Annotated in this window: 18 protein-coding genes; 7 read left to right on the top strand and 11 right to left on the bottom strand. The window is 70.6% G+C overall.

Annotated features, from left to right (window positions below; translation table 11 throughout):
- Window positions 1-64: 64 nt before the first annotated feature.
- Entirely contained in the window at window positions 65-889 is an 825-nt protein-coding gene (locus tag AMK33_RS14750; protein ID WP_073933261.1) for a maleylpyruvate isomerase family mycothiol-dependent enzyme, read from the bottom strand.
- A 219-nt stretch (window positions 890-1,108) separates the two neighbouring features.
- Between AMK33_RS14750 and AMK33_RS14745 the strand changes: the two genes are divergently transcribed.
- Window positions 1,109-1,903, top strand: a complete 795-nt coding sequence (locus AMK33_RS14745) for a carbon-nitrogen family hydrolase (protein ID WP_073933260.1) — start codon at window positions 1,109-1,111, stop codon at window positions 1,901-1,903.
- 59 nt (window positions 1,904-1,962) lie between these two features.
- Here the strand turns inward: AMK33_RS14745 and AMK33_RS14740 are convergent, their stop codons facing one another.
- Together AMK33_RS14740 and AMK33_RS14735 are read right to left on the bottom strand one after the other, a co-directional pair.
- Window positions 1,963-2,457 carry an LURP-one-related/scramblase family protein gene (locus AMK33_RS14740; protein WP_073933259.1) on the bottom strand — a complete coding sequence of 165 codons (495 nt, stop codon included), beginning with the start codon at window positions 2,455-2,457 and terminating at the stop codon, window positions 1,963-1,965.
- On the bottom strand, window positions 2,454-3,458 hold the full coding sequence (locus AMK33_RS14735; protein ID WP_073933258.1) for a GlxA family transcriptional regulator: 1,005 nt from the start codon (window positions 3,456-3,458) through the stop codon (window positions 2,454-2,456). The genes AMK33_RS14740 and AMK33_RS14735 overlap by 4 nt, the downstream gene beginning before the upstream one ends.
- Before the next feature lie 51 nt (window positions 3,459-3,509).
- On the opposite strand from AMK33_RS14735, the gene AMK33_RS14730 reads away from it, so the two are divergent.
- Complete coding sequence (locus AMK33_RS14730) at window positions 3,510-3,902, top strand: cupin domain-containing protein (RefSeq protein ID WP_073933257.1); 393 nt, start codon at window positions 3,510-3,512, stop codon at window positions 3,900-3,902.
- Between the two features lie 92 nt (window positions 3,903-3,994).
- On the opposite strand, the gene AMK33_RS14725 is transcribed toward AMK33_RS14730, so the two are convergent.
- From AMK33_RS14725 to AMK33_RS14715, 3 genes are all read right to left on the bottom strand, one after another.
- Window positions 3,995-4,246, bottom strand: coding sequence for a DUF6458 family protein (locus AMK33_RS14725; RefSeq protein ID WP_030215226.1), 252 nt, complete (start codon window positions 4,244-4,246; stop codon window positions 3,995-3,997).
- 88 nt (window positions 4,247-4,334) lie between these two features.
- A complete protein-coding gene (locus tag AMK33_RS14720) occupies window positions 4,335-5,633 on the bottom strand; it encodes a M18 family aminopeptidase (protein WP_073933256.1) in 1,299 nt (432 codons plus the stop codon).
- 139 nt (window positions 5,634-5,772) lie between these two features.
- Entirely contained in the window at window positions 5,773-7,599 is a 1,827-nt protein-coding gene (locus tag AMK33_RS14715; RefSeq protein ID WP_073933255.1) for an acyl-CoA dehydrogenase, read from the bottom strand.
- Window positions 7,600-7,771: 172 nt separating this feature from the next.
- Here AMK33_RS14715 and AMK33_RS14710 point away from each other — a divergent pair, with 172 nt between their 5' ends.
- From AMK33_RS14710 to AMK33_RS14700, 3 genes are all read left to right on the top strand, one after another.
- Window positions 7,772-8,236: an SseB family protein gene (locus AMK33_RS14710; RefSeq protein ID WP_030856883.1), complete on the top strand. Its 465-nt coding sequence runs from the start codon at window positions 7,772-7,774 to the stop codon at window positions 8,234-8,236.
- 115 nt (window positions 8,237-8,351) lie between these two features.
- A complete protein-coding gene (locus tag AMK33_RS14705; protein ID WP_073933254.1) occupies window positions 8,352-9,344 on the top strand; it encodes a pirin family protein in 993 nt (330 codons plus the stop codon).
- A gap of 90 nt (window positions 9,345-9,434) precedes the next feature.
- Window positions 9,435-10,067, top strand: a complete 633-nt coding sequence (locus tag AMK33_RS14700) for a sulfurtransferase TusA family protein (RefSeq protein ID WP_073933253.1) — start codon at window positions 9,435-9,437, stop codon at window positions 10,065-10,067.
- 7 nt (window positions 10,068-10,074) lie between these two features.
- On the opposite strand, the gene AMK33_RS14695 is transcribed toward AMK33_RS14700, so the two are convergent.
- Complete coding sequence (locus tag AMK33_RS14695) at window positions 10,075-12,198, bottom strand: ATP-binding SpoIIE family protein phosphatase (protein WP_073933252.1); 2,124 nt, start codon at window positions 12,196-12,198, stop codon at window positions 10,075-10,077.
- A 145-nt stretch (window positions 12,199-12,343) separates the two neighbouring features.
- On the opposite strand from AMK33_RS14695, the gene aspS reads away from it, so the two are divergent.
- Window positions 12,344-14,107, top strand: coding sequence for an aspartate--tRNA ligase (gene aspS / locus AMK33_RS14690; RefSeq protein ID WP_073933251.1), 1,764 nt, complete (start codon window positions 12,344-12,346; stop codon window positions 14,105-14,107).
- Between the two features lie 72 nt (window positions 14,108-14,179).
- Here aspS and AMK33_RS14685 read toward each other — a convergent pair whose 3' ends face one another.
- The 4 genes from AMK33_RS14685 to AMK33_RS14670 form a co-directional block, all read right to left on the bottom strand.
- Window positions 14,180-16,114, bottom strand: coding sequence for a glycosyltransferase family A protein (locus AMK33_RS14685; protein WP_073933250.1), 1,935 nt, complete (start codon window positions 16,112-16,114; stop codon window positions 14,180-14,182).
- 78 nt (window positions 16,115-16,192) lie between these two features.
- Window positions 16,193-16,558 (bottom strand): PH domain-containing protein, encoded by a 366-nt coding sequence (locus AMK33_RS14680; RefSeq protein ID WP_073933249.1) that lies wholly within the window; start codon window positions 16,556-16,558, stop codon window positions 16,193-16,195.
- Between the two features lie 123 nt (window positions 16,559-16,681).
- Window positions 16,682-18,298, bottom strand: a complete 1,617-nt coding sequence (gene metG, locus AMK33_RS14675) for a methionine--tRNA ligase (protein ID WP_073933248.1) — start codon at window positions 18,296-18,298, stop codon at window positions 16,682-16,684.
- 96 nt (window positions 18,299-18,394) lie between these two features.
- On the bottom strand, window positions 18,395-19,924 hold the full coding sequence (locus AMK33_RS14670; RefSeq protein ID WP_073933247.1) for a VWA domain-containing protein: 1,530 nt from the start codon (window positions 19,922-19,924) through the stop codon (window positions 18,395-18,397).
- 253 nt (window positions 19,925-20,177) lie between these two features.
- On the opposite strand from AMK33_RS14670, the gene AMK33_RS14665 reads away from it, so the two are divergent.
- Complete coding sequence (locus tag AMK33_RS14665; protein ID WP_073933246.1) at window positions 20,178-22,250, top strand: PhoX family protein; 2,073 nt, start codon at window positions 20,178-20,180, stop codon at window positions 22,248-22,250.
- Window positions 22,251-22,262: the final 12 nt, after the last annotated feature.

Raw genomic sequence — 22,262 nt, 5'->3', positions numbered from 1 at the left:
CTTGCCGGATGCCGTCGCGCCCACCCGTGCCGCCCCAGCGGCACGACTGCCCGCGGATGCGCGGCTAGGGCGTCACCGCGAAGTGGCGGAGGATCGCCGCCGCCAGGTCCAGGTCGCCCTCCGTCTTCACCCTGTCCGTCACCGCTTCCGCCGTCACCCGGCCGCAGGCCAGGCGGACGTAGGTTTCCCAGTCGAGGGTGAGGGCGGCGGCCGGGCCGAGGGCCGGGGCCGTTTCCAGGGTGCCTCGGCCCTGGATGTCGACGCGGATGGTGCGCAGGAACTCCACCGGTCCGTGGACGTCGAGGACCACGGCCGAGCTGCGCGGCGCCTGCGCCAGCTCGGCCACCACGCGCGGCAGCTCGGCGAGCAGCACGTCACGGGCGATGTACGCACCGGGGGAGTCGAGGTTGCCGGGGCGGCCGAGGGCCGTGCGCAGGTCCTGCTCGTGCGCCCACACGGCGAAGGCGTGCCGGCGCATGGACTCCTCCAGCGTCAGCTCCGTGCCGAGCGGGCCGCGCACCGTGGTGCCGGGCTCACGGTTCTCGTTCCGCAACTGACGGTTGCGGCGGATGATCATGAGTTCCAGCTCGGAGGTCATCTCCGGCGACGTGTGGTGGCGGCGCACGTCGACCTGCATCTCCATGTACCGCTGGTGGTCGTTGGTGACGTGGAACAGGTCGCGCGGCAGCGTGTGGATGGGGCGGGGGTCGCCGTACATCTCGGAGTCCAGGCCGATGACGTGCGAGACGACATCGCGGACCGACCATCCCGGGCACGGCGTCCGCCGGTTCCAGTCGGCCTCCGGGAGCGGCTGCACCAGCTCGGATATCGCCTCGATGGAGTGGGTCCAGGCGTCGGCGTAGGGCTGGAGGGTGGGATGCAGGCTCACGGAACGGGACCCCTCGGCGGTCGGTACACGGGCAGGTTGTGGCGGCGGTGCCAGTGGGCGGTGGCTGCACTTCGTGCGTGTCTCGGGTCTCCCCCAGTTCTCGGCTTCGCTCGAACCGGGGGCGCCCCCAAGTTACGCTGCTGTGAGGCACCCCGGCAGTGCTTTCGTGTGACGATCGTAGGCCCGTGTGCGCGGGTCGAATGCCAGGACGGTGGTAGTGTGCGCGCTTCCTTGCTCCAAGTCGCCGTGAACGAGGACGAATCGGTCGAATCGCGTCGGCTCCGGGTCGCCGGGATGGTACGGGATCAGGCCGGGGCCGATCTCGTCGTGCTGCCGGAGCTGTGGACCACGGGCGCGTTCGCGTACGAGGAGTTCGGCAGTGAGGCGGAACCGCTCGAAGGGCCGACCTTCGAGGCGATGGCCAAGGCCGCGAGCGACGCGGGCGTGTGGCTGCACGCGGGCTCGATCCCCGAGCGGGACCCGGAAGGCCCCCTCTACAACACCTCGCTCGTCTTCTCCCCCTCCGGTGAGCTGGTCGCCGCCTACCGCAAGATCCACCGCTTCGGCTTCGACAAGGGCGAGGCCGTGCTGATGGGGGCGGGCTACGCACTGGTGACGGTCCGTCTGCCGCACACCGTCGTCGGTGTGGCGACCTGCTACGACCTCCGTTTCCCCGAACTCTTCCGCGGTCTCGTCGACGCCGGCGCCGAGACCCTCGTCGTCCCGGCGGGCTGGCCGGAGCGCCGCCGGTCCCACTGGACGCTGCTGGCTCAGGCACGGGCGGTGGAGAACCAGTCGTTCGTCCTCGCGTGTGGAACGGCCGGGACGCACGCGGGAGTTCCGCAGGCGGGTCACTCGATCGTGGTGGACCCGTGGGGCGAGGTCCTGGCCGAGGCGGGCCCCGGCGAACAGATCCTCACGGTCGACTTCGACCCGACCACGGTGGCGGGCACCCGCGAACGCTTCCCGGCCCTCAAGGACCGCGTCCTGGGCCTGGACCGCCCCGGCCGCTGACCAGGCCCCGGTTCTCCCGCCGCTGACCAGGCCCCGGTTCTCCCGCCACTGACCGGGGCCTAGTCCTCCCGTTCCTTCTCCGCGAGGTGGATCACGCACACCGCCACCGCGATCAGCAGCGCAGGGTCCGCGTCCTCGCGTACGACGTCGACGGCGTAGGTGTCCCGTACGGTCAGCAGACGCCGGGAGATCACTGCGAGCAGTTCGCCGTCGTACTCGACGGCGAACTCCCGGTCGAGGATCCGGCCGCTGACGTCCAGCTCGGTGCCGCCGTCCGCCAGGGTCACCCGGTAGTGGTTGCGCAGCAACGACAGCCGCTTGCGCCGGACCGTCGCCAGCGGCTCCCCGCCGCGCTCGATCACCATCGTGTCGCGCAGGGCGAACATCTTCTGGCGGATGTCGATGAGGACGCGCCCCTCGGTGTCCTTCAGCTCGAAGGTGTCCCGCAGCCGCATCGCCTTGCCGTCGACGAGGAAGACCTTGTTCCCGTGGTCGTCCTCGATCCAGTAGTCGTCCCCGATCCCGAGGATCCGGTCCCGCACAAGGAATCTCATGGATCCAGGGCTTCCCCGCCCCGCGTTCCGAAACGCCGCCGGTAGGCCGACGGGCTGAGTCCCGTCTCGCGCCGCAGCCGCGCCCGCAGGTTCGCCGCCGTCCCCAGGCCGCTGCGCGCGGCCACGACGTCCAGCCGTGCCTCGCCCCGTTCGATGAGCCGGCACGCCAGCGCGACCCGCTCCCCGGTCAGCCAGGCGAGCGGTGTCACACCGAGCTGCGCGCGGAAACGCCGGTGCAGGGTCGCCGGACTCACCGCCGCCCGCGCCGCCAGGTCCGCCACCGTCAGCGGTTCGCCCATCCGTGCCTGCGCCCACGCCAGCAACGGCCCCAGGGACTCGTCCGGCACGGGCGGAACCGGCCGTTCCACGAACTGGCGCTGCCCGCCGTCCCGATGCGCGGCGAACACCAGGCGCCGGGAGACCGCGTTGGCGGTCTCGGCGCCGTGGTCCCGGCGCCAGAGGTGCAGCCCCAGGTCCAGGGCGGCCGAGCTGCCCGCGGCGGTGAGGACGTCCCCGTCGTCCACGAAGAGCACGTCCGGTTCCAGCAGCACGTTCGGGTGCAGCTCCCGGAAGCTGTCCACCCACATCCAGTGCGTCGTGGCGCGGCGCCCTTCCAGCAGGCCCGCCTCGGCGAGTGCGAAGGTGCCGGTGCAGAAGCTGACGACACGGGCGCCCCGCGCGTACGCGCTCCGGATCGCGTCGAGGACGGCCGCACCGCGCGGTACGACGTTGTCCGGCCGCCCGGGTACGACGAGGGTGTCGGCGTCGTCCACGGCGTCCAGCCCGGCCGCCCCGGTCATGGTGAAGAACCCGTGGTTCATGGACACTTCCGGCGTGGGCGTGCACAGCGTCACCCGGTACGGCGCGCAGGACATCCCCAGCTCGGGCCGGGGCAGCCCGAACAGCTCGGTGGCCACGCCGACCTCGAACGGATTGGTGCCCTCGTCGACGATCACGGCGACGTGATGGGTGCGCACGGGCTGAGAGGATCCTTGCGGCATGCGCGATTTCTAGCACTGTCGCCGTGCCGGCGCACCGCCGACGATGAGGGCATGGCACAGGAACCCCTCTCCCTCGACCGGGCCCTCGCCTCCTTCACGGAGCAGTGGAGCCCCCGAATCGTCACCGCCGTCAACGACTACGACGTACGCGTCGCCAAGGTGGAGGGCGAACACGTCTGGCACGTGCACGACCACACCGACGAGTTCTTCCTCGTCCTCGACGGCGAACTGCGCATCTCCCTGCGCGAGCCGTCCGGCGAACGCACGGTCGTCCTTCCGAAGGGCTCCGTCTTCACGGTCCCCCGCGGCACCGAGCACAAGCCCTCCGCCCCCGTCCCCACCGCGATCCTCCTCTTCGAGCCCACCGGCACCCTCACCACCGGCGACCGCCACGACGGGGTGACGGACCACGTGGACACGACGACGGGGCACCCGCTCGGCTGACCGGCGCCACCGCGCTCCCGAGCCGCCGCGCAGCAGTGAGGGCGCGGGAGACGAACTCTCCCGCGCCCTTCGGTGTGGCAGTCGGCCCCCGGTCAGACCCCGTACCCGTCGCTGTAGCCGTCACGGGTGTGCGGGCGGGTGGTGTCGTCGACGACCGGGGTGGCGGGGGGTACCACGACCCGCCTGCGCCGGGCGATGCTGCTGAACGTCGCGACGCCGATCAGACCGACGATCATGAAGATGACGCCGACCAGGTCAAGGTTGACACCCTGCATGTCCCAGTCGGTCGCGAACGTGAGGATTGCTCCCACGGCGATGAGGATGATGCATCCGCCGAGGCCCATGAGTGTCGCCTCCCTGTCCGGTGTTTCCGGTCCGGACCGGGTACCCGGGCGGGCGGCACCCATGCGCCGTCGGCGGACGGACAGTTGACTAGCCGTCGAGGAACGCCACCAGCGCGTTCGCCAGCAGGTACGGGTCCTTCGCGCCGCACAGTTCGCGGGCGCTGTGCATCGACAGGATGGCCACGCCGATGTCGACGGTCCTGATGCCGTGCCGGGCGGCGGTGATCGGGCCGATGGTGGTGCCGCACGGCATCGCGTTGTTGGAGACGAAGGACTGGAACGGGACGTCCGCCTTCTCGCATGCCGCCGCGAAGACCGCCCGGCCGGAACCGTCCGTGGCGTAGCGGTTGTTGACGTTGACCTTGAGGATGGGGCCGCCGTCGACGCGCGGGTGGTGCGTCGGGTCGTGCCGCTCCGCGTAGTTGGGGTGGACGGCGTGACCGGTGTCGGAGGAGAGGCAGACGGTGCCGGCGAAGGCGCGGGCCCGGTCCTCGTACGATCCTCCGCGCGCGAACACCGAACGCTCCAGGACGCCGCCGAGCAGCGGGCCGTCCGCGCCGGTGTCGGACTGGGAGCCGTTCTCCTCGTGGTCGAAGGCGGCGAGCACGGGGATGCAGGGGAGGCCGGAGCCCCGGCCGGCCACGGCGGTGAGCGCGGCCGTGCCGGCGTGCACGGAGAGCAGGTTGTCCATGCGCGGGCCGGCCACCAGCTCGCGGTCGCGGCCCAGGTAGGCGGGTGCTTCGACGGGGTGCACCATCAGGTCCCAGCCGGTGACCTCGCCGGACGGGAGCCCGGCGGTCTCCTCCAGGAAGGCGATCAGGTCGCCGTCGCGCACGTCGTCGCCCATGCCCCACACCGGCTGCATGTGCCGCTGCTTGTCGAGCTTGAGGCCGTCGGCGTTGACCGAGCGGTCCAGGTGGATGGCGAGCTGGGGGACTCGCAGCAGGGGACGGTCGACGTTGACCAGCCGGGTGGAGCCGTCGCGCAGGGAGAGCCGGCCGGCCAGGCCCAGGTCGCGGTCGAGCCAGGAGTTGAGCAGCGGCCCGCCGTAGATCTCCACGGCGACCTGGCGCCAGCCGTGCGCCCCGCTGTCGGGCCGGGGCTTGACGCGCAGGTTGGGGGAGTCGGTGTGGGCGCCGACGATCCGGAACGGGGTGTGCGCGGGGGCACCCTCGGGGACGTACCAGGCGATGATCGCGCCGCCGCGCAGCACGTACTTGCCACCTGCCGACCCGTCCCAGGCGTCCGTCTCCGCGACCTGCCTGAAGCCCGCCTTCTCCAGCCGCTCGGCGGCGTTCGCCACGGCGTGGTACGGCGTGGGGCTCGCCGCCAGGAAGGACATCAGGTCGTCGGTGTGGCCGCGATCGAAGCGGGGGGGTTCGCTCATGGGGTTCACCTTAACGAGCGGGAGGGCCCGCTTCCCTGTGCGGGAGCGGGCCCTCGGGCGGGGTCCGGCTGGATCTCGTGGGGTCTGTCCGGGGAGGTCCGGGAGGGTCCCGGGAGGTCCCCGGATCTCCCGGAAGGGGCTAGAACGCCGCCTCGTCCAGCTCCATCAGGTCCAGCTCGACGCCCTCGGCGACCTTGCGGGCCAGGGTGACGCCGGGCAGGACGTTGGCCGCGAAGAACTTCGCCGCGGCGATCTTGCCGGTGTAGAAGGCGACGTCCTTGGCGGAGGCCGTCGGGAGCTTCTCGGCGGCGATCGCGGCACCGCGCAGGAGCAGGTACCCGACGATCACGTCACCGGACGCCATCAGCAGGCGGGTGGTGTTCAGGCCCACCTTGTAGATGTTCTTGACGTCCTGCTCGGTGGCCGCGAGGTCGGTGAGCATCAGGCCGACGATGGCCTCCAGCTCGACGGCCGCCTTGGCCAGGTGCTCGCGGGCCGCGCCGAGCTCCTCGCCGCCCTCGCCGAGCGCCAGGAACTTCTTGATGTCCTCGGCCAGCGAGTTCAGCGCCGCGCCCTGGTTGCGGACGATCTTCCGGAAGAAGAAGTCCTGGCCCTGGATCGCGGTGGTGCCCTCGTACAGGGTGTCGATCTTGGAGTCCCGGATGTACTGCTCGATCGGGTACTCCTGGAGGAAGCCGGAGCCGCCGAAGGTCTGCAGCGACTGGGCGAGCTGCTCGTAGCCCTTCTCGGAGCCGTAGCCCTTGACGATCGGCAGGAGGAGGTCGTTGAGGGCGTGCTCGGACTTCGCGTCCTCGCCCGCCGCCTCCTTCACCGCGATCGCGTCCTGCACCGACGCCGTGTACAGCACCAGCGCGCGCATGCCCTCCGCGTACGCCTTCTGCGTCATCAGCGAGCGGCGCACGTCGGGGTGGTGGGTGATGGTGACCTTGGGCGCGGACTTGTCCATGAAGTTGGCCAGGTCCGGACCCTGGACGCGCTCCTTGGCGTACTCCAGCGCGTTGAGGTAGCCCGTCGACAGCGTGGAGATCGCCTTCGTGCCGACCATCATGCGGGCGAACTCGATGATGCGGAACATCTGGCGGATGCCGTCGTGCTTGTCGCCGATCAGCCAGCCCTTGGCGGGGTGGCGGTCGCCGAAGGTCATCTCGCAGGTGTTGGAGGCCTTCAGGCCCATCTTGTGCTCGACGTTGGTGGCGTAGGCGCCGTTGCGCTCGCCCAGCTCGCCGGTCTCGAAGTCGAAGAGGTACTTCGGGACGAGGAAGAGGGACAGGCCCTTGGTGCCGGGTCCGGCGCCCTCGGGACGCGCGAGCACGTAGTGGAGGATGTTCTCCGACATGTCGTGCTCACCGGAGGTGATGAACCGCTTCACGCCCTCGATGTGCCAGGAGCCGTCCTCCTGCTGCACGGCCTTGGTACGCCCCGCGCCCACGTCCGAGCCGGCGTCCGGCTCGGTGAGGACCATGGTGGAGCCCCACTGCTTCTCGACGGCGATCCGCGCGATCTTCTTCTGCGCCTCGTTGCCCTCGTCGTGCAGGATCCCGGCGAAGGCCGGGCCGGAGGAGTACATCCACACGGCCGGGTTGGCGCCCAGGATCAGCTCCGCGTACGCCCAGATCAGCGACGGGGGAGCCGTGGTGCCGCCGATGCCCTCGGGCAGGCCCAGGCGCCAGTACTCGGAGTCCATGAAGGCCTGGTAGCTCTTCTTGAAGGACGCCGGGACCGGCGCGGTATTGGTCTCCGGGTCGAAGACCGGCGGGTTGCGGTCGGCGTCCGTGAAGGACTCGGCCAGCTCGTTCTCCGCGAGCCGGGTCAGCTCCTCGAGGACGCTCTTCGCGGTGTCGACGTCCATCTCGTCGAACGGACCCGTGCCGTACAGCTTGTCGCGCCCGAGCACCTCGAAGAGGTTGAACTCGATGTCGCGGAGATTCGACTTGTAGTGCCCCATGGCGACGGCTCCGTAAGAGAGGTATCGGCGAGGCACTGACTCCTCGCGACTGATTCACATGATTCACGTACCGGCAAGTAGCTACGATGATGCTACCCGTCGGTAATAAGAAGCAACCCCGATCCGGACATCTGTGACCCAGCCCTCCCGCCGCATCAGTAGTCTGTGCGGCATGTACGGCTACGACCAGAGCGCAGGGGCACAGCAGGGTTACGTCCCGCCGCAGCAGCAGATGCAGGGCGGGTACGGGCAGCAGGCGCCGCTGTATCCGGAGCCGTCCGCGCCCTCGCTCGCCGACGCGGTGCGCGCGTTCACCACCGGGCAGATGGCGGCCGAGGACTTCCAGCAGGTCTTCGCCACCTCCAAGGTCTACTGCCCGCGCGGCGACAACCCCGGATTCCTCGCCCTGCACAACACCCAGCAGCCGGTGATCCCGATGTTCACCTCGCTGAAGGAGCTGCGGCGGTACGCGGGCAAGGAGTCCAAGTACTTCGTGATCACCGGCGCCGAGGTGATCGACCTGCTGCCCACGGGGTACGGCTTCGTGCTCGACATGGAGGGCGAGCACCGGATGGTGTTCGACGCGAAGGCCGTGGAGCAGATGGTCGAGTTCGCGATGCGCCGCATGTATGGCTGACCCCTGCCACTCCTGAACACCGGGCCCGGAGGGAATGTCCTCCGGGCTTTCTTCGTTCGGGGTGGCAAGAAGTTCAACGCTCAACTAAAATGGGCGTACCCGAGGAGGTACCGACATGCCTGCAGTGACCGTCGAGAACCCGTTGACGCTGCCCCGTGTGACCGCGCCCGCCGACGCCGTGGCACGCCCCGTGCTCACCGTCACGACCGCGCCGAGCGGTTTCGAGGGCGAGGGCTTCCCGGTGCGCCGGGCGTTCGCCGGGATCAACTACCGCCATCTCGACCCGTTCATCATGATGGACCAGATGGGTGAGGTGGAGTACGCGCCCGGGGAGCCGAAGGGCACGCCCTGGCACCCCCACCGCGGCTTCGAGACCGTCACCTACATCATCGACGGCATCTTCGACCACCAGGACTCCCACGGTGGTGGCGGCACCATCACCAACGGCGACACCCAGTGGATGACGGCGGGTTCCGGCCTGCTGCACATCGAGGCGCCGCCGGAGCAGCTCGTCATGTCCGGCGGGCTCTTCCACGGGCTCCAGCTGTGGGTGAACCTCCCCGCCAAGGACAAGATGATGGCGCCGCGCTACCAGGACATCCGGGGCGGCAGCGTCCAGCTGCTCACCTCCCCCGACGGCGGCGCGCTGCTGCGCGTCATCGCCGGTGAGCTGGACGGCCACGAGGGTCCGGGCGTCACGCACACGCCGATCACGATGGTGCACGCGACGCTGGCGCCGGGCGCGGAGATCACCCTGCCCTGGCGCGAGGACTTCAACGGTCTCGCGTACGTCCTCGCGGGCCGGGGCGCGGTCGGCACCGAGCGCCGTCCGGTCCACGTCGGCCAGACCGCCGTCTTCGGCGCGGGTTCCTCGCTGACCGTCCGCGCGGACGAGAAGCAGGACTCCCACACCCCGGACCTGGAGGTCGTGCTGCTGGGCGGGCAGCCCATCCGGGAGCCGATGGCCCACTACGGCCCGTTCGTGATGAACACCCGCGACGAGCTCCAGCAGGCCTTCGAGGACTTCCAGAAGGGCCGGCTCGGTACGGTCCCGGCCGTGCACGGGATGTCCGAGGGCGGCCCGGCGGCCGGCAGCAACGGCGCCTGAACACTGCCCGGTTCCGGCAGTGAACCCGGCCGCGTACGGACACGATGATGTCCGTACGCGGCCGGGTCGCTGAAGAGAGGGCGGGCACCGATGGGCAAGCGCCGGGTACGGAAGATGCTGCGGCAGATGGAGAGCGGGGAGCCCGTACGGGTCACCTGCGCCGTGCCGACCACGACGAAGCTCGCTCGGTTCGCCGCCATGGCCCAGAAGTTCGGCTACGAGTACGCGGACGTACGGCAGGGCGGCGGGCCGAAGGGCGACCAGTACCTGATCGTGATCGTGCCCGACCTCAGCCCCGAGGCCCGCGAGCGGGCCGCGCGCAACCGGGCGCACTATCCGGGGGCCGCCCACGGCGGTGAGCTGCCGCGCATCGCGCCCGAAGAGGTCGAGCTCCTCAAGGCTCGCATCACGTTCGACATCACCGCCATGTACACCGACAAGCAGCGGATCCTGATCACCGGCATCGGCGCCGTCGCGCTCGCCCTGCCCGTCGGCCTCGTTCTCGGCTCGGGCGGCATGACCGTGGTCTACGCCGCCCTCGCCTGGGCCGCGCTGATGGCCCTCCTGCCGGTCGGATTCGCCGTCAACCGGCGGTACAGGGAGAAGTACGCCGCTCGGCTGCGGGCCGCCGGGTTCACACCGGTGACCGACCCGGCGGGCCGGGTGCGGTACCTGCCGCCGGGCGGCCGGCTCCCCGGGCACGGGAACCCCCTCGCGGGATGAGCGGGGTTCAGTGCGGACCGGCCTCCTCCGTCTCGTACAGCTCGAACCAGATGCTCTTGCCCTCGCCGCGCGGGGCGACGCCCCAGGTGTGGGCGAGGAGTTCGATCAGGACCAGACCGCGTCCGGAGGACGCCAGCTCGCCCGGCCGGCGCATGTGCGGCAGGTCGTCGCCGGCGTCGGTGACCTCGATGCGCATCCGGCGGCCGTCGCTGCCGCCGGTGACCTCGGCGAGCAGCAGGGCGTCGGTGTCGGTGTGCACGAGGACGTTGGTGAGCATCTCCGACAGCAGCAGCACCGCCGAGTCCACCTGGTCCGGCGAGGACCAGTCGTGGAGGAGTTCGCGCAGTTGCTGGCGGGCCACCGAGACCCGCTCGGGCTCGGCCTGCGCCACCGTCAGCGCCGTGCGGCGCACCGGCGGCCCCACCGTGTCCGACCCCACGCCGCAGCCGCAGCCCTCGCCCTCCCGGGACAGCAGCATCATGGCGATGTCGTCCTCGCGGCGGTCGGCGAGCGGGCCGGTGGTGTGGTGGGAGGAGGGGCCGTGCACCGCCTGCACCAGGGCGTCGGCCAGTTCCTCCTGGTCGCCCTTGTGCTCCTCGAGGATGCCGCGCAGCCGCTGCCAGCCGGTCTCCAGGTCGTGGCCACCGGTCTCGATCAGCCCGTCCGTGCAGATCAGCATGGTCTCGCCGGACTCCAGGACGAGCCGGGTGGTGGGGTAGTCGGCGTCCGGGTCGATGCCCAGCGGCAGCCCGCCCGCCGTCGGCCGGGCCAGCACCGTCCCGTCGGCCATGCGGATCACCGGGTCCGGATGTCCGGCGCGGGCCACCTCCAGTACTCCGATCACCGGGTCGACCTCTACGTACAGGCAGGTCGCGAAGCGCAGCTCCACCGGGTCCGCCTCGTTGATCCCGTGCAGGAAGCGGGAGGCGCGGGAGAGCACGGCGTCGGGGCGGTGTCCCTCGGAGGAGTAGGCCCGCAGGGCTATCCGTAGCTGGCCCATCAGCCCGGCCGCCCGTACGTCATGGCCCTGGACGTCCCCGATGACCATCGCGAACCGTCCGCTCGGCAGCGGGATGACGTCGTACCAGTCGCCGCCGACCTGGAGCCCGCCGCCGGTGGGGACGTAGCGGGCGGCGATGCTCATGCCCGGGATGCCCGGACCGAGCTCGGGCAGCATCGTGCGCTGCAGGCCCTCGCTCAGCGCCTTCTCGCTCTCGGCCGTGCCCGCGCGGGACAGCGCCTGGGCCAGCATCCGGGCGACCGTGGTCAGCACGGAACGCTCGTCGGGGGTGAACGCGACCGGGTAGGCGAAGGCCGCCAGCCAGGCGCCCATCGTGCGGCCGGACGAGGTCAGCGGCAGGAAGGCCCAGGACTGGCGGCCGAAGCGCTGGGCGAGCGGCCAGGTGAGCGGGTAGCGGGCCTTGTACTGCGCCGGGGAGGAGAGGTAGACCGCGCGGCCCGTGCGCACCACCTCGGCGGCCGGGTAGTCCGTGTCCAGCGGCATGTACGTGAACGGGTGGTGGTCGTCGGGATCCTGGCCGTGGTGGCCGATGATCGTGAGCCGGTCGCCCTCGACGCCGAAAACGGCCAGTCCGTCCGGTGAGAAGCCCGGCATCGACAGGTTGGCCGCGACCCGCAGCACCTCCTGCGTCGACCGCGCCTCCGCCAGCGCCCGGCCCGCGTCCAGCAGGAACGCCTCCCGTGAGCGCCGCCAGTCGCCGGTGACCGCGCTGCGCCCGGCGGGCGTGCCCGGGGTGGGCTCGGTGACCTCCTGGAGGCTGCCGGTCAGGACGTACGCCTTGCGGGCGCGGTCGAAGGAGGGCTTGGAGCGGCTGCGCACCACCCGGACGACCCGGTTCTGGTCGTCCATGATCCGGATGCGTACCTCGGCGAGGGTGCCCTCGGCGACGGCGAGCTGGACCACTCCGGTGATCTCATTCCAGTCGACGGGGTGCAGGCGGGCTCGTACCTGGGCCTCCGTGAGGGTGACCTGTTCGGCGGGGAGCCCGAGCAGCCGTGCCGCCACGGCGTCGACCGTGACCAGCCCGGCCGCGGTGTCCCAGTGCCACAGGCCGGTGTCGAGGGCGGCGAGGACGTCCCCCAGGGCGGGCAGGGGCTCACCAGTGCGCATTGCACCACTTTATGAAGATGGTGTCGAAAACTGCCACTGCGCCCGGCCGGTAATGACGGAGAAGCGATCTTGGCCCGGCCGGTAGGCTTGGGGGGAGTTTCACGTGAAACAACGACCCCGATCCGCGAAGGCTGGATGAACGACGATGCATCGGTACAGGTCCCACACCTGCGGCGAGCTCCGCGCCTCTGACGTCGGCACCGACGTCCGGCTGAGTGGCTGGCTGCACAATCGGCGCGACCTGGGCGGCATCCTCTTCATCGATCTGCGCGATCACCACGGCATCACGCAGCTCGTGGCCCGCCCGGGCACCGAGGCGTACGAGGCGCTGGACAAGCTCTCCAAGGAGACCGTGGTCCGCGTCGACGGCAAGGTCGTCTCGCGCGGTACGGAGAACGTCAACCCCGAGCTGCCGACCGGTGAGGTCGAGGTCGAGGTCTCCGTGGTCGAGGTGCTGGGCGCCGCCGCCCCGCTCCCCTTCACGATCAACGCCGAGGACGGTGTCAACGAGGAGCGGCGTCTGGAGTACCGCTTCCTGGACCTGCGCCGCGAGCGCATGCACCGCAACATCATGCTGCGTACGCAGGTCATCTCGGCGATCCGCCACAAGATGACCGCGCTGGGCTTCAACGAGATGGCGACGCCGATCCTGAGCGCCACCTCCCCGGAGGGCGCCCGTGACTTCGTGGTCCCGTCCCGCCTGAACCCCGGCAGGTTCTACGCGCTGCCGCAGGCGCCGCAGCAGTTCAAGCAGCTGCTGATGATCTCCGGCTTCGACCGCTACTTCCAGATCGCGCCCTGCTTCCGTGACGAGGACGCCCGCGCGGACCGCTCGCCGGGCGAGTTCTACCAGCTCGACGTCGAGATGAGCTTCGTCGAGCAGGAGGACGTCTTCCAGCCGATCGAGAAGCTCATGACCGAGCTGTTCGAGGAGTTCGGCGACGGCCGTCATGTGACGTCCCCGTTCCCGCGGATCCCGTTCCGCGAGGCGATGCTGAAGTACGGCTCCGACAAGCCGGACCTGCGCGCCAAACTGGAGCTCGTCGACATCACCGACATCTTCGAGGGCTCGGAGTTCAAGGCCTTCGCCGGCAAGCACGTACGCGCCCTGCCGGTGCCGGACGTGTCCGGCCAGCCCCGCAAGTTCTTCGACCAGCTCGGCGACTACGCGGTCTCCCAGGGCGCGAAGGGCCTGGCGTGGGTGCGCGTCGGCGAGGACGGCACGCTGAGCGGTCCGATCGCGAAGTTCCTCACCGAGGAGAACGTCGCGGAGCTGACCAAGCGGCTCTCCCTGGCCCCCGGCCACGCGGTGTTCTTCGGCGCGGGCGAGTTCGACGAGGTCTCCAAGATCATGGGTGCGGTGCGGGTCGAGGCCGCCAAGCGCGCCGGCCAGTTCGAGGAGAACGTCTTCCGCTTCTGCTGGATCGTCGACTTCCCGATGTACGAGAAGGACGAGGAGACCGGCGCGATCGACTTCTCGCACAACCCGTTCTCGATGCCGCAGGGCGGTCTGGAGGCCCTGGAGACCCAGGACCCGCTGGACATCCTCGGCTGGCAGTACGACATCGTCTGCAACGGTGTCGAACTGTCCTCGGGCGCGATCCGGAACCACGAGCCGGAGATCATGCTCAAGGCGTTCGAGATCGCGGGCTACGACCGTGAGACGGTCGAGGAGAAGTTCGCCGGCATGCTCCGCGCGTTCCGCTTCGGCGCCCCGCCGCACGGCGGCATCGCCCCCGGCGTGGACCGCATCGTCATGCTCCTCGCCGACGAGCCCAACATCCGCGAGACCATCGCCTTCCCGCTCAACGGCAACGCCCAGGACCTGATGATGGGCGCGCCGACGGAGCTGGAGGAGGCCCGCCTGAAGGAGCTGCACCTGACGGTGCGCAAGCCTCAGCCGAAGTAACCCCGGCCACGGCGAAGGGCCCGGAACCGACACCGGTTCCGGGCCCTTCGCCGTCCGCGCGGCCGGACGAGGTCAGTGCCGCCGGCCCAGCCGGCTCCGTACGCGCCGGGCCCGGCGGTTGCCCGCGACCGCGTCGAGGAGTCGGCGTCCGGTGCCGGCCGCGTAGGCCGGGCCTTCCAGCCGCAGCAGCTCCCCGTCGCTGACGACGGCGTACGCGACCGGGGTGTCCGCCTTCGGGAAGGTGACCGGGTGGCGTCCGTCCGCGAGGCCGAGGCGGGCGGGGAGGCGCAGCCGCACCGTCGTCCCGTCGGCGGCGGGGACCAGCTCGGCGGTCACCGTCAGCGCGGACACCGCGGCCTTGACGCGCGCCTGGCCACCGGACGCCACCGTCACGTACGGCAGCGGCAGCGACCGTCCGGCGCGCGCGTCGTTGGCGGCGGCGGCCCCGGCCGTGTCGGGGCCGAACCGGCGCTGTCGCTGGTCCAGGTCGAGGGCGAGCTGGCCGCCGGCCGTCCAGTACGGCAGCGCGAGCCGCCCACCGGTCAGCGCCGGGCCCGCGGCCGGGGTGCCCGGGTCACCCCCGCCGGTCACCCGGACCATCCGGTCGACGCCCAGCAGCTGGACGAACGCCCACACGTCGTACACCCCGCGCCCCAGGGGCCCGCCGCCGGCCAGCCGCTCCGGGTCGATGCGCAGCCGCCCGGACGCGACCGGCCGGGACCGTCCGTCGCCGGCCGGTTCGAGCCGGACCTCCAGGTCACCCTCCGGGTACCACCAGTCCTCCCGGTCCCGGTCCTTGACCACGATCTCCGCGTACGCCAGCCGGAACGGATCGCGCACCTCGTACCCGTCCTCGGCGCCCGGCACGCCGTCCAGCAGCTCCGGGTCCAGCCACCACCTGCCGTCCCGCTCGACCAGGACCAGCGGCTCGCCGTCCCCGCGCAGCAGGTCCAGCGTGATGTCGGCGACCAGGCAGCCGTCCTCCCACCGCAGCGGGCCGGCCTCGCCGCGCGCCTTCACCGCGCGGATGTGCTCGGCGAACGCCCGCGCCCCGTCGAAGTCACCGCTCTCCAGCAGTTCGGCGCGGACCCGCGACACTCCGGGCAGTCCCTCCCGCACGGCCGGCGGGAACTCCTCCAGCGCCACCTCGCGGGCCGCCTCGAAGCGCGGCAGCTGCTCGGCCCGGTCCTCGCGGAGGATCTCGGGCTCCCGGGCCCTGGAGAGGACCTCCACGTGGTACAGGCGGTGCAGCAGCCGGTTCTGCAGCGCGTCGATGTCGTCGGAGGGGGTGGTGCCGTCCTTGATCCCGCGGACGATCGTGCGGCAGTTGGGCCAGAACCCGTGCCGCGGGTTGAACCGGTGCCGGGTGTTGTTGCCGCCGTCGTCCCGCTTCATCCAGTAGTAGCAGGGGTAGTCGGCGAGGACGGAGATGCGTTCCGCCTTCAGATAGGCGGCGGTGACGAAGGCCAGGTCCTCCAGGATCCACGGCCCCTCCGGGAACCGCAGCCCGTGCTCCTCGACGAAGGCCCGCCGGAACATCTTGTGCGGCGACAGGCTCTGCATCAGTTCGTCGTTCTCGATCGTGCAGGCGTCCACCGTGTGCCGGAACAGCCGTCGGGGGCGGACCATCGTGCTGGACATCTTGCCGATCACCACGTCGGCGTCGTTGCGCTTCGCGTGCTCGTACAGCCGCTCCAGGGCCTCGGTCCCGAGCTTGTCGTCGTGGTCGACGAACTGCACGTACTCGCCCTTGGCGTGCCGCATGCCGAGGTTGCGCGGCGCGCCCGGCCAGCCCGAGTTGGGCCGGGTGTGCACCTGGACGTTCGGGTGCCCGGCCGCGAGCTTCTCCAGCCGGCCCAGCGTGTCGTCCGTCGACCCGTCGTCGACGTAGATCACCTCGTACTCGTCGGCCGGCAGGCTCTGTCCGAGCAGCGACGGCGCGCACTCGTCGACGTACTGACCGGTGTTGTAGACGGGAACGATGACGCTGACCTTGAGTCCTGGCATCCTCCGGACATTACCCGCACCGTGTCCGGGCCCGGACACGGTGGTTCCCGGGCCCGTCGGTGCGCGTCGTGCCGGCGGCTACCGCGCCACGAACTGGGTGAGGATCGCCTGGACCTCGTAGATGTCGACGCCCTTGGTGAAGGTCTTCTCGATGGGGGTCGGGGAACCGGAGATCCAGATCTTGAGTTCGGCGTCGAGGTCGAAGGTGCCGGCCGTCTCCACCGCGAAGTGCGTGATGCTGCGGTACGGGACGGAGTGGTACTCCACCTTCTTGCCGGTGATGCCCTGCTTGTCGACCATGATCAGGCGGCGGTCGGTGAACAGGATGGTGTCGCGGATCAGCAGGAACGCGGCGTGCACCTGCTCGCCGTGGCCCAGCAGACGGGCGTAGTCCTGCTGCGCCTGGGCCGGGTCGACGGTGTGCGCGTTGCCGAAGAGTGCCATGGAACGGGTCCCCCCACGTGAGTGGTGACGGCCGGATCTCGACCGTCTTCACATGATCTTCGCAAGCGGAGGGGCCCAGGAGAAGGTTTCCCTCCGTCCTGGGCCCCGGCTGTAGCGAGCGTGTTACGCGGTCGGCTTCTCTTCGAGACGCGGGAAGAGGACCGAACCCTTGGTGACCGTCGAGCCGGCGGGCAGGACGCCCCAGGTGCCGGCCTCCTGGACCTTCTGGTCCGCCAGGGCGCCGAGGCCGGCCTCCGCGCCGAGGGAGTCCCAGAGCTTGGCGGAGGTCTCCGGCATGACCGGGTTGAGCAGGACCGCCACCGCGCGCAGGGACTCCGCGGCCGTGTAGAGGATCGTCGCCAGGCGCGCCCTGCCCTCGTCGGAGGTGTCCTTGGCGACCTTCCAGGGCTCCTGCTCCGTGATGTAGCCGTTGACCTGCTTCACGAAGTCGAACACCGCCAGGATGCCGCCCTGGAAGTCCAGCTCCTCGCCGATCTTCCGGTCCGCCTCCGCGACCGCCTTCGCCAGGCCGTCGTGGACCGCCCGCTCGGCCTCGCCGTCGGCCGTCGACGCCGGCAGCTCGCCGCCGAAGTACTTGCCGACCATCGCGGCCACGCGGGACGCCAGGTTGCCGTAGTCGTTCGCCAGCTCGCTGGTGTAGCGGGCGGAGAAGTCCTCCCAGGAGAAGCTGCCGTCCTGGCCGAAGGCGATCGCCCGCAGGAAGTACCAGCGGTACGCGTCCACGCCGAAGTGCGAGGTCAGGTCCTGCGGCTTGATGCCGGTCAGGTTGGACTTGCTCATCTTCTCGCCGCCGACCATCAGCCAGCCGTTCGCGGCGACCTTCCCGGGCAGCGGGAGGCCCTGCGCCATCAGCATGGCCGGCCAGATGATCGCGTGGAAGCGGAGGATGTCCTTGCCGACCAGGTGCACGTCGGCGGGGAAGGTGGCCTCGAACTTCTCCGGGTTCTCGTTGTAGCCGACCGCCGTGGCGTAGTTCAGCAGCGCGTCGACCCACACGTAGATGACGTGCTTCTCGTCCCAGGGGATCGGGATGCCCCAGTCGAACGTCGAGCGGGAGATGGACAGGTCCTGCAGGCCCTGGCGGACGAAGTTCACGACCTCGTTGCGCGCGGACTCGGGCTGGATGAAGCCCGGGTTGGCCTCGTAGTGGGCGAGGAGCTTCTCGCCGTACTCGCTGAGCTTGAAGAAGTAGTTCTCCTCGCTGAGGATCTCCACCGGCTTCTTGTGGATCGGGCACAGCTTCTGGCCCGCGTACTCGCCCTCGCCGTCGAGCAGCTCGCCGGGGAGCTTGTACTCCTCGCAGCCCACGCAGTACGGGCCCTCGTAGCCGCCCTTGTAGATCTCGCCCTTGTCGTACAGGTCCTGCACGAACTCCTGGACGCGGTCGGTGTGCCGCTTCTGCGTGGTGCGGATGAAGTCGTCGTTCGCGATGTCGAGGTGCTCCCAGAGGGGTTTCCACGACTCCGTGACGAGCTTGTCGGCCCAGGCCTGCGGGGTGACCCCGTTCGCCTCGGCCGTGCGCATGATCTTCTGACCGTGCTCGTCCGTGCCGGTGAGGTACCACACCTTCTCGCCGCGCTGGCGGTGCCAGCGGGTGAGCACGTCGCCTGCGACGGTCGTATAGGCGTGGCCCAGGTGAGGAGCGTCGTTGACGTAGTAGATGGGGGTCGAGACGTAGTACGCCTTCGCCCCCTGCTTCTCGGATCCAGTGGCCGCCATGGTCGAAATCCTACTGGGCTCGTGGAGATCGACTCACACGCGTTTCGGGGGGCGGACGGGAATTCCGTCCGCCCCCCGACAGAGGTCAGGAAGGGTTTACGGGCGCCAGGACGCCAGTACGCCTTCGTAGAGCTCCTTGTCCGTGAGCTCGCGGGGGGTGGGGCCCGCGTGGAAGAAGGAGGTGTTCTCCGTCTTCAGCTTGCGGAGGTAGTCGAAGGCCTTGTTGTCGTGCTCACCGAAGGCGACGAAGGAGAAGAACACGGTGGGGTGGTTCTTCGCCGCGTCGGTGAGGGCCTGGGTGGCGGGGGTCTTGGCGTCGGGGGCGCCGTCCGTCTGGAAGACCACCAGGGCGGGGGTGCCGGCCGGCTCCTCGGCGTGCTTCGTGAGGACGGCCTCGACGGCCGCGTGGTAGCTGGTACGGCCCATGCGGCCGAGGCCGGCGTGCAGCTCGTCGATCTTGTTCTCGTGGTCGGTGAGGGTCAGCTCGCCGGTGCCGTCCAGTTCGGTGGAGAAGAACGTGACGTGGAGGGTGGCCTCGGTGTCGACGTGGGCGGCGAGGGCGAGGGTCTGCTCGGCGAGGGCCTGGGCGGAGCCGTCCTTGTAGTACGGGCGCATGCTCGCGGAGCGGTCGAGGACGAGGTAGATCTTGGCGCGGGTGCCGGTGAGGTCGTGCTTCTTGAGGGTGGCGCCGGCTGCTTTGTAGGCGGTGGTGAGGGTGGTGTTGCGGAGCTTTGTGGGGGGTGTGGCGGGGGCCGGCTTCGGGGTGGGCTGCTCGGCCTCGCCTTCGACCTCTGCCTCCGGCTCCGTCTTGAGCTCGGCCTCAGTGGTGGCCTCGGGCTTCGCCTCGGCCTCTGCCGTCGGCTCGGCTTCCGGCTCGGGTGCGGCCTCGGCTTCGCCTTCGGCCGGGGATTCGTTCCCACCCGCACCGCCCGTGCTGCTCTCGTCGTCGGGTGCGGGTGGCCCCTGTGGGGCGTCCTCGCCGTCGGCGGCCGCGGGCTCAGTGACAGCCTCGGGCTTCTCTTCCACCTCGGCCTCGACCTCAGGCTCCGCCTTGGCAGCCGGCTCCGGCTCGGCCTCGGTGGTGGCCTCGGGCTTCGCCTCTGCCTCTGCCGTGGACGTCAGCTCGGCTTCAGCCTCGGCCTCAGGCTCCGCCTTGGCAGCCGGCTCCGGCTCGGCCTCGGTGGTGGCCTCGGGCTTCGCCTCGGCTTCTGCCGTCGGCTCGGCTTCCGGCTCTGCCTCGGCTGCCGGCTCAGGCGTGGGTTCCTGCCTGGCTTCCGGTTCGGGCTCTGCCTTCGGTTCGGGTGCGGGGTCGGGCTCCGGGGTCGCCTTGGCTTCCTGGGCGGGGGCCGTGGGGTCGTCCGAGCGGGTGGGCTTGGGGACCGTGATGTTGTCGAAGGCCGCGGAGACCAGGTCGTGTTCCTCGCGGGGTTCCGGGACCGAGGCCGTGCGGGGCGCGGGGGTGGGCTCGGGGGACGGGGACGGGACCTTCGGGGCCGGCTTCGTCGGGGTGGGCGATGCCGGGGACGTGCTCGCCGTCTCGGCGGCGTCCGCCGCACCCTCCGCTTCGGCGGACCTCGCTTTGCGTGACCGGCCGAACGCGTTCCGCAGGAGAGTGAGAATGCCCATGTGCGCAACCCTTCGCGTGAGTTGATGCCCGTCAATCCCTGGCCAGGACGGACACGTAAGGTTAGCGGCCCGCAAGGGCGATCTTGGGCAGGGTTGGGTTTGCGGAATCGTATATGTCAAGGGTGCGATTCGGCCCGGTGCAACTTCCCAGATGCTGCCGCAGGTTCACGCACCGTTCACCCGGCCGCCCGGCTACCGCACATATGTACTCCTACGGTCACGCTGACACCACGGGCACCCAAGGAGAGAGAACGTGCGAAAGCTGCTGCCGTTGATCGGAACGCCGTCCGGTTCCCACCCCGGCGGTCGGTCCGCCATGACCTGCCGTTTCCGGTGTGGTGACGCCTGCTTCCACGAGGTGCCCAACACCAGCTCCAACGAGTACGTCGGTGACGTCATCGCCGGTGCCCTCAGCCGCCGCTCCATGATGCGCGCCGCCGCCGTCGTGACGGTGGCCGCCGCCGGCGCCGGGGCGGTCGGCGTCGCCGCCGCTCCCGAGGCGCAGGCGGCCGCGGCCGCGAAGGGCCGCCACCACCACAAACCCGAGGGCGCCCGCGGTCTGCGGTTCACGCCCGTCGCGCCGAACACGAACGACGCCGTGACCGTGCCGGAGGGCTACCGGCAGAACGTCGTCATCCGCTGGGGCGAGCCCATCCTGCGCGGCGCGCCCGCCTTCGACCCGGAGCGGCAGAGTGCCAAGGCACAGGCCGGGCAGTTCGGGTACAACTGCGACTTCCTCGCGCTGCTGCCCCTGCGCGGCGAGCGCGACCGGCAGCTCCTCGTCGCCAACCACGAGTACACCGACGAGATCCTCATGTTCCGGGACTACGACGCCGACAACCCCACCCGCGAGCAGGTGGAGATCGCCTGGGCCGCGCACGGGCTGGCCGTCGTCGCGGTGGAGGAGGAGCGGCGGAGCGGGAAGCTGACGCCCGTCACGCGGCACCGGCTCAACCGGCGGCTCACCGCCACCTCCGAGTTCCGGCTCACCGGCCCCGTCGCCGGGTCCGACCTGGTGAAGACCTCCGCCGACCCGCGCGGCACCAAGGTGCTCGGCACCCTCAACAACTGCGCCGGCGGTACCACCCCCTGGGGCACGACCCTGCACGGCGAGGAGAACTTCAACCAGTACTTCGCCAACGGCAGCAGCGCGACCGACAAGCGGTACGGCATCGGCACCGGCGCCACCGAGCGCAAGTGGGAGCGGTTCGACAAGCGGTTCGACCTCGCCCAGGAGCCCAACGAGGCGCACCGCTTCGGCTACGTCGTCGAGCTGGACCCGTACGACCCCGACTCCACGCCCCGCAAGCACACCGCGCTCGGCCGGTTCAAGCACGAGGGCGCGACCGTGCGGCTGACGCACGACGGGCGCCCGGTCGTCTACACCGGCGACGACGAGCGGTTCGACTACTTCTACAAGTTCGTCGGCAGCAAGCGGATGCGGCACGGCAACAGCCGCTGGGCGCGGGAGCACAACCTCTCGCTGCTCGACGAGGGGACTCTCTACGTCGCCAAGCTGTCCGGGGACTCGCCCGCCATCGAGATCGACGGCACCGGCAAGCTCCCGAAGGACGGCGAGTTCGACGGCAGCGGTCAGTGGATCCCGCTGGCCACCGCCACCGCCGACGGCGCCGTCTCGCACGTCGAGGGCATGACCGCCGAGGAGGTCTTCGTCTTCACGCGCCTCGCCGGTGACAAGGTCGGCGCCACCAAGATGGACCGGCCCGAGGACATCGAGCCCAACCCGGTCACCGGCAAGGTCTACATGGCCCTCACCAACAACTCCAACCGCGGCAAGGCCGGTTACGCCGCCGCCGACGAGGCCAACCCGCGCAACTCCAACAAGCACGGCCACGTGCTCGAACTGACCGAGCGCTGGAACCGGCCGGAGAGCACCCGCTTCGCCTGGTCCCTGTTCCTGGTCGCGGGCGACCCGGAGGACCCGGCGACGTACTTCGCCGGGTTCCCGAAGGACTCCGTCAGCCCGATCTCCTGCCCGGACAACGTCGCCTTCGACGACCACGGCAACCTGTGGATCTCCACCGACGGCAGCGCCCTCGGCTCCCACGACGGCCTCTTCGGCGTCGCCACGCGCGGTGACCGGCGCGGTGAGCTGAAGCAGTTCCTCACCGTGCCCAACGGTGCGGAGACCTGCGGCCCGGTCATCCAGGACCGGCGGGTGCTGGTCGCCGTACAGCACCCGGGCGAGGTGGACGGGGCGACCGTGGACCAGCCGGCCAGCGCCTGGCCCGACGGGCCCGGCACGTACGTCCGCCCGGCCGTCGTCGCGGTGTGGCGCGCGGACGGCCGCGACATCGGCGTCTGACGCGACCGTCCG

Source organism: Streptomyces sp. CB02400 (assembly GCF_001905725.1).
Taxonomy (GTDB): Bacteria; Actinomycetota; Actinomycetes; order Streptomycetales; family Streptomycetaceae; genus Streptomyces; species Streptomyces atrovirens.
This window is presented reverse-complemented; position numbering and strand designations above follow the sequence as displayed.

What these genes read in the sequence shown, in the direction of transcription:
- AMK33_RS14740 (WP_073933259.1), bottom strand. Translation starts at nt 2,457, where the DNA reads ATGAGATTCCTTGTGCGGGACCGGATCCTCGGGATCGGGGACGACTAC.
- AMK33_RS14735 (WP_073933258.1), bottom strand. Translation starts at nt 3,458, where the DNA reads ATGCCGCAAGGATCCTCTCAGCCCGTGCGCACCCATCACGTCGCCGTG.
- AMK33_RS14730 (WP_073933257.1), top strand. Translation starts at nt 3,510, where the DNA reads ATGGCACAGGAACCCCTCTCCCTCGACCGGGCCCTCGCCTCCTTCACG.
- AMK33_RS14725 (WP_030215226.1), bottom strand. Translation starts at nt 4,246, where the DNA reads ATGGGCCTCGGCGGATGCATCATCCTCATCGCCGTGGGAGCAATCCTC.
- AMK33_RS14720 (WP_073933256.1), bottom strand. Translation starts at nt 5,633, where the DNA reads ATGAGCGAACCCCCCCGCTTCGATCGCGGCCACACCGACGACCTGATG.
- AMK33_RS14715 (WP_073933255.1), bottom strand. Translation starts at nt 7,599, where the DNA reads ATGGGGCACTACAAGTCGAATCTCCGCGACATCGAGTTCAACCTCTTC.
- AMK33_RS14710 (WP_030856883.1), top strand. Translation starts at nt 7,772, where the DNA reads ATGTACGGCTACGACCAGAGCGCAGGGGCACAGCAGGGTTACGTCCCG.
- AMK33_RS14705 (WP_073933254.1), top strand. Translation starts at nt 8,352, where the DNA reads ATGCCTGCAGTGACCGTCGAGAACCCGTTGACGCTGCCCCGTGTGACC.
- AMK33_RS14700 (WP_073933253.1), top strand. Translation starts at nt 9,435, where the DNA reads ATGGGCAAGCGCCGGGTACGGAAGATGCTGCGGCAGATGGAGAGCGGG.
- AMK33_RS14695 (WP_073933252.1), bottom strand. Translation starts at nt 12,198, where the DNA reads ATGCGCACTGGTGAGCCCCTGCCCGCCCTGGGGGACGTCCTCGCCGCC.
- aspS (WP_073933251.1), top strand. Translation starts at nt 12,344, where the DNA reads ATGCATCGGTACAGGTCCCACACCTGCGGCGAGCTCCGCGCCTCTGAC.
- AMK33_RS14685 (WP_073933250.1), bottom strand. Translation starts at nt 16,114, where the DNA reads ATGCCAGGACTCAAGGTCAGCGTCATCGTTCCCGTCTACAACACCGGT.
- AMK33_RS14680 (WP_073933249.1), bottom strand. Translation starts at nt 16,558, where the DNA reads ATGGCACTCTTCGGCAACGCGCACACCGTCGACCCGGCCCAGGCGCAG.
- metG (WP_073933248.1), bottom strand. Translation starts at nt 18,298, where the DNA reads ATGGCGGCCACTGGATCCGAGAAGCAGGGGGCGAAGGCGTACTACGTC.
- AMK33_RS14670 (WP_073933247.1), bottom strand. Translation starts at nt 19,924, where the DNA reads ATGGGCATTCTCACTCTCCTGCGGAACGCGTTCGGCCGGTCACGCAAA.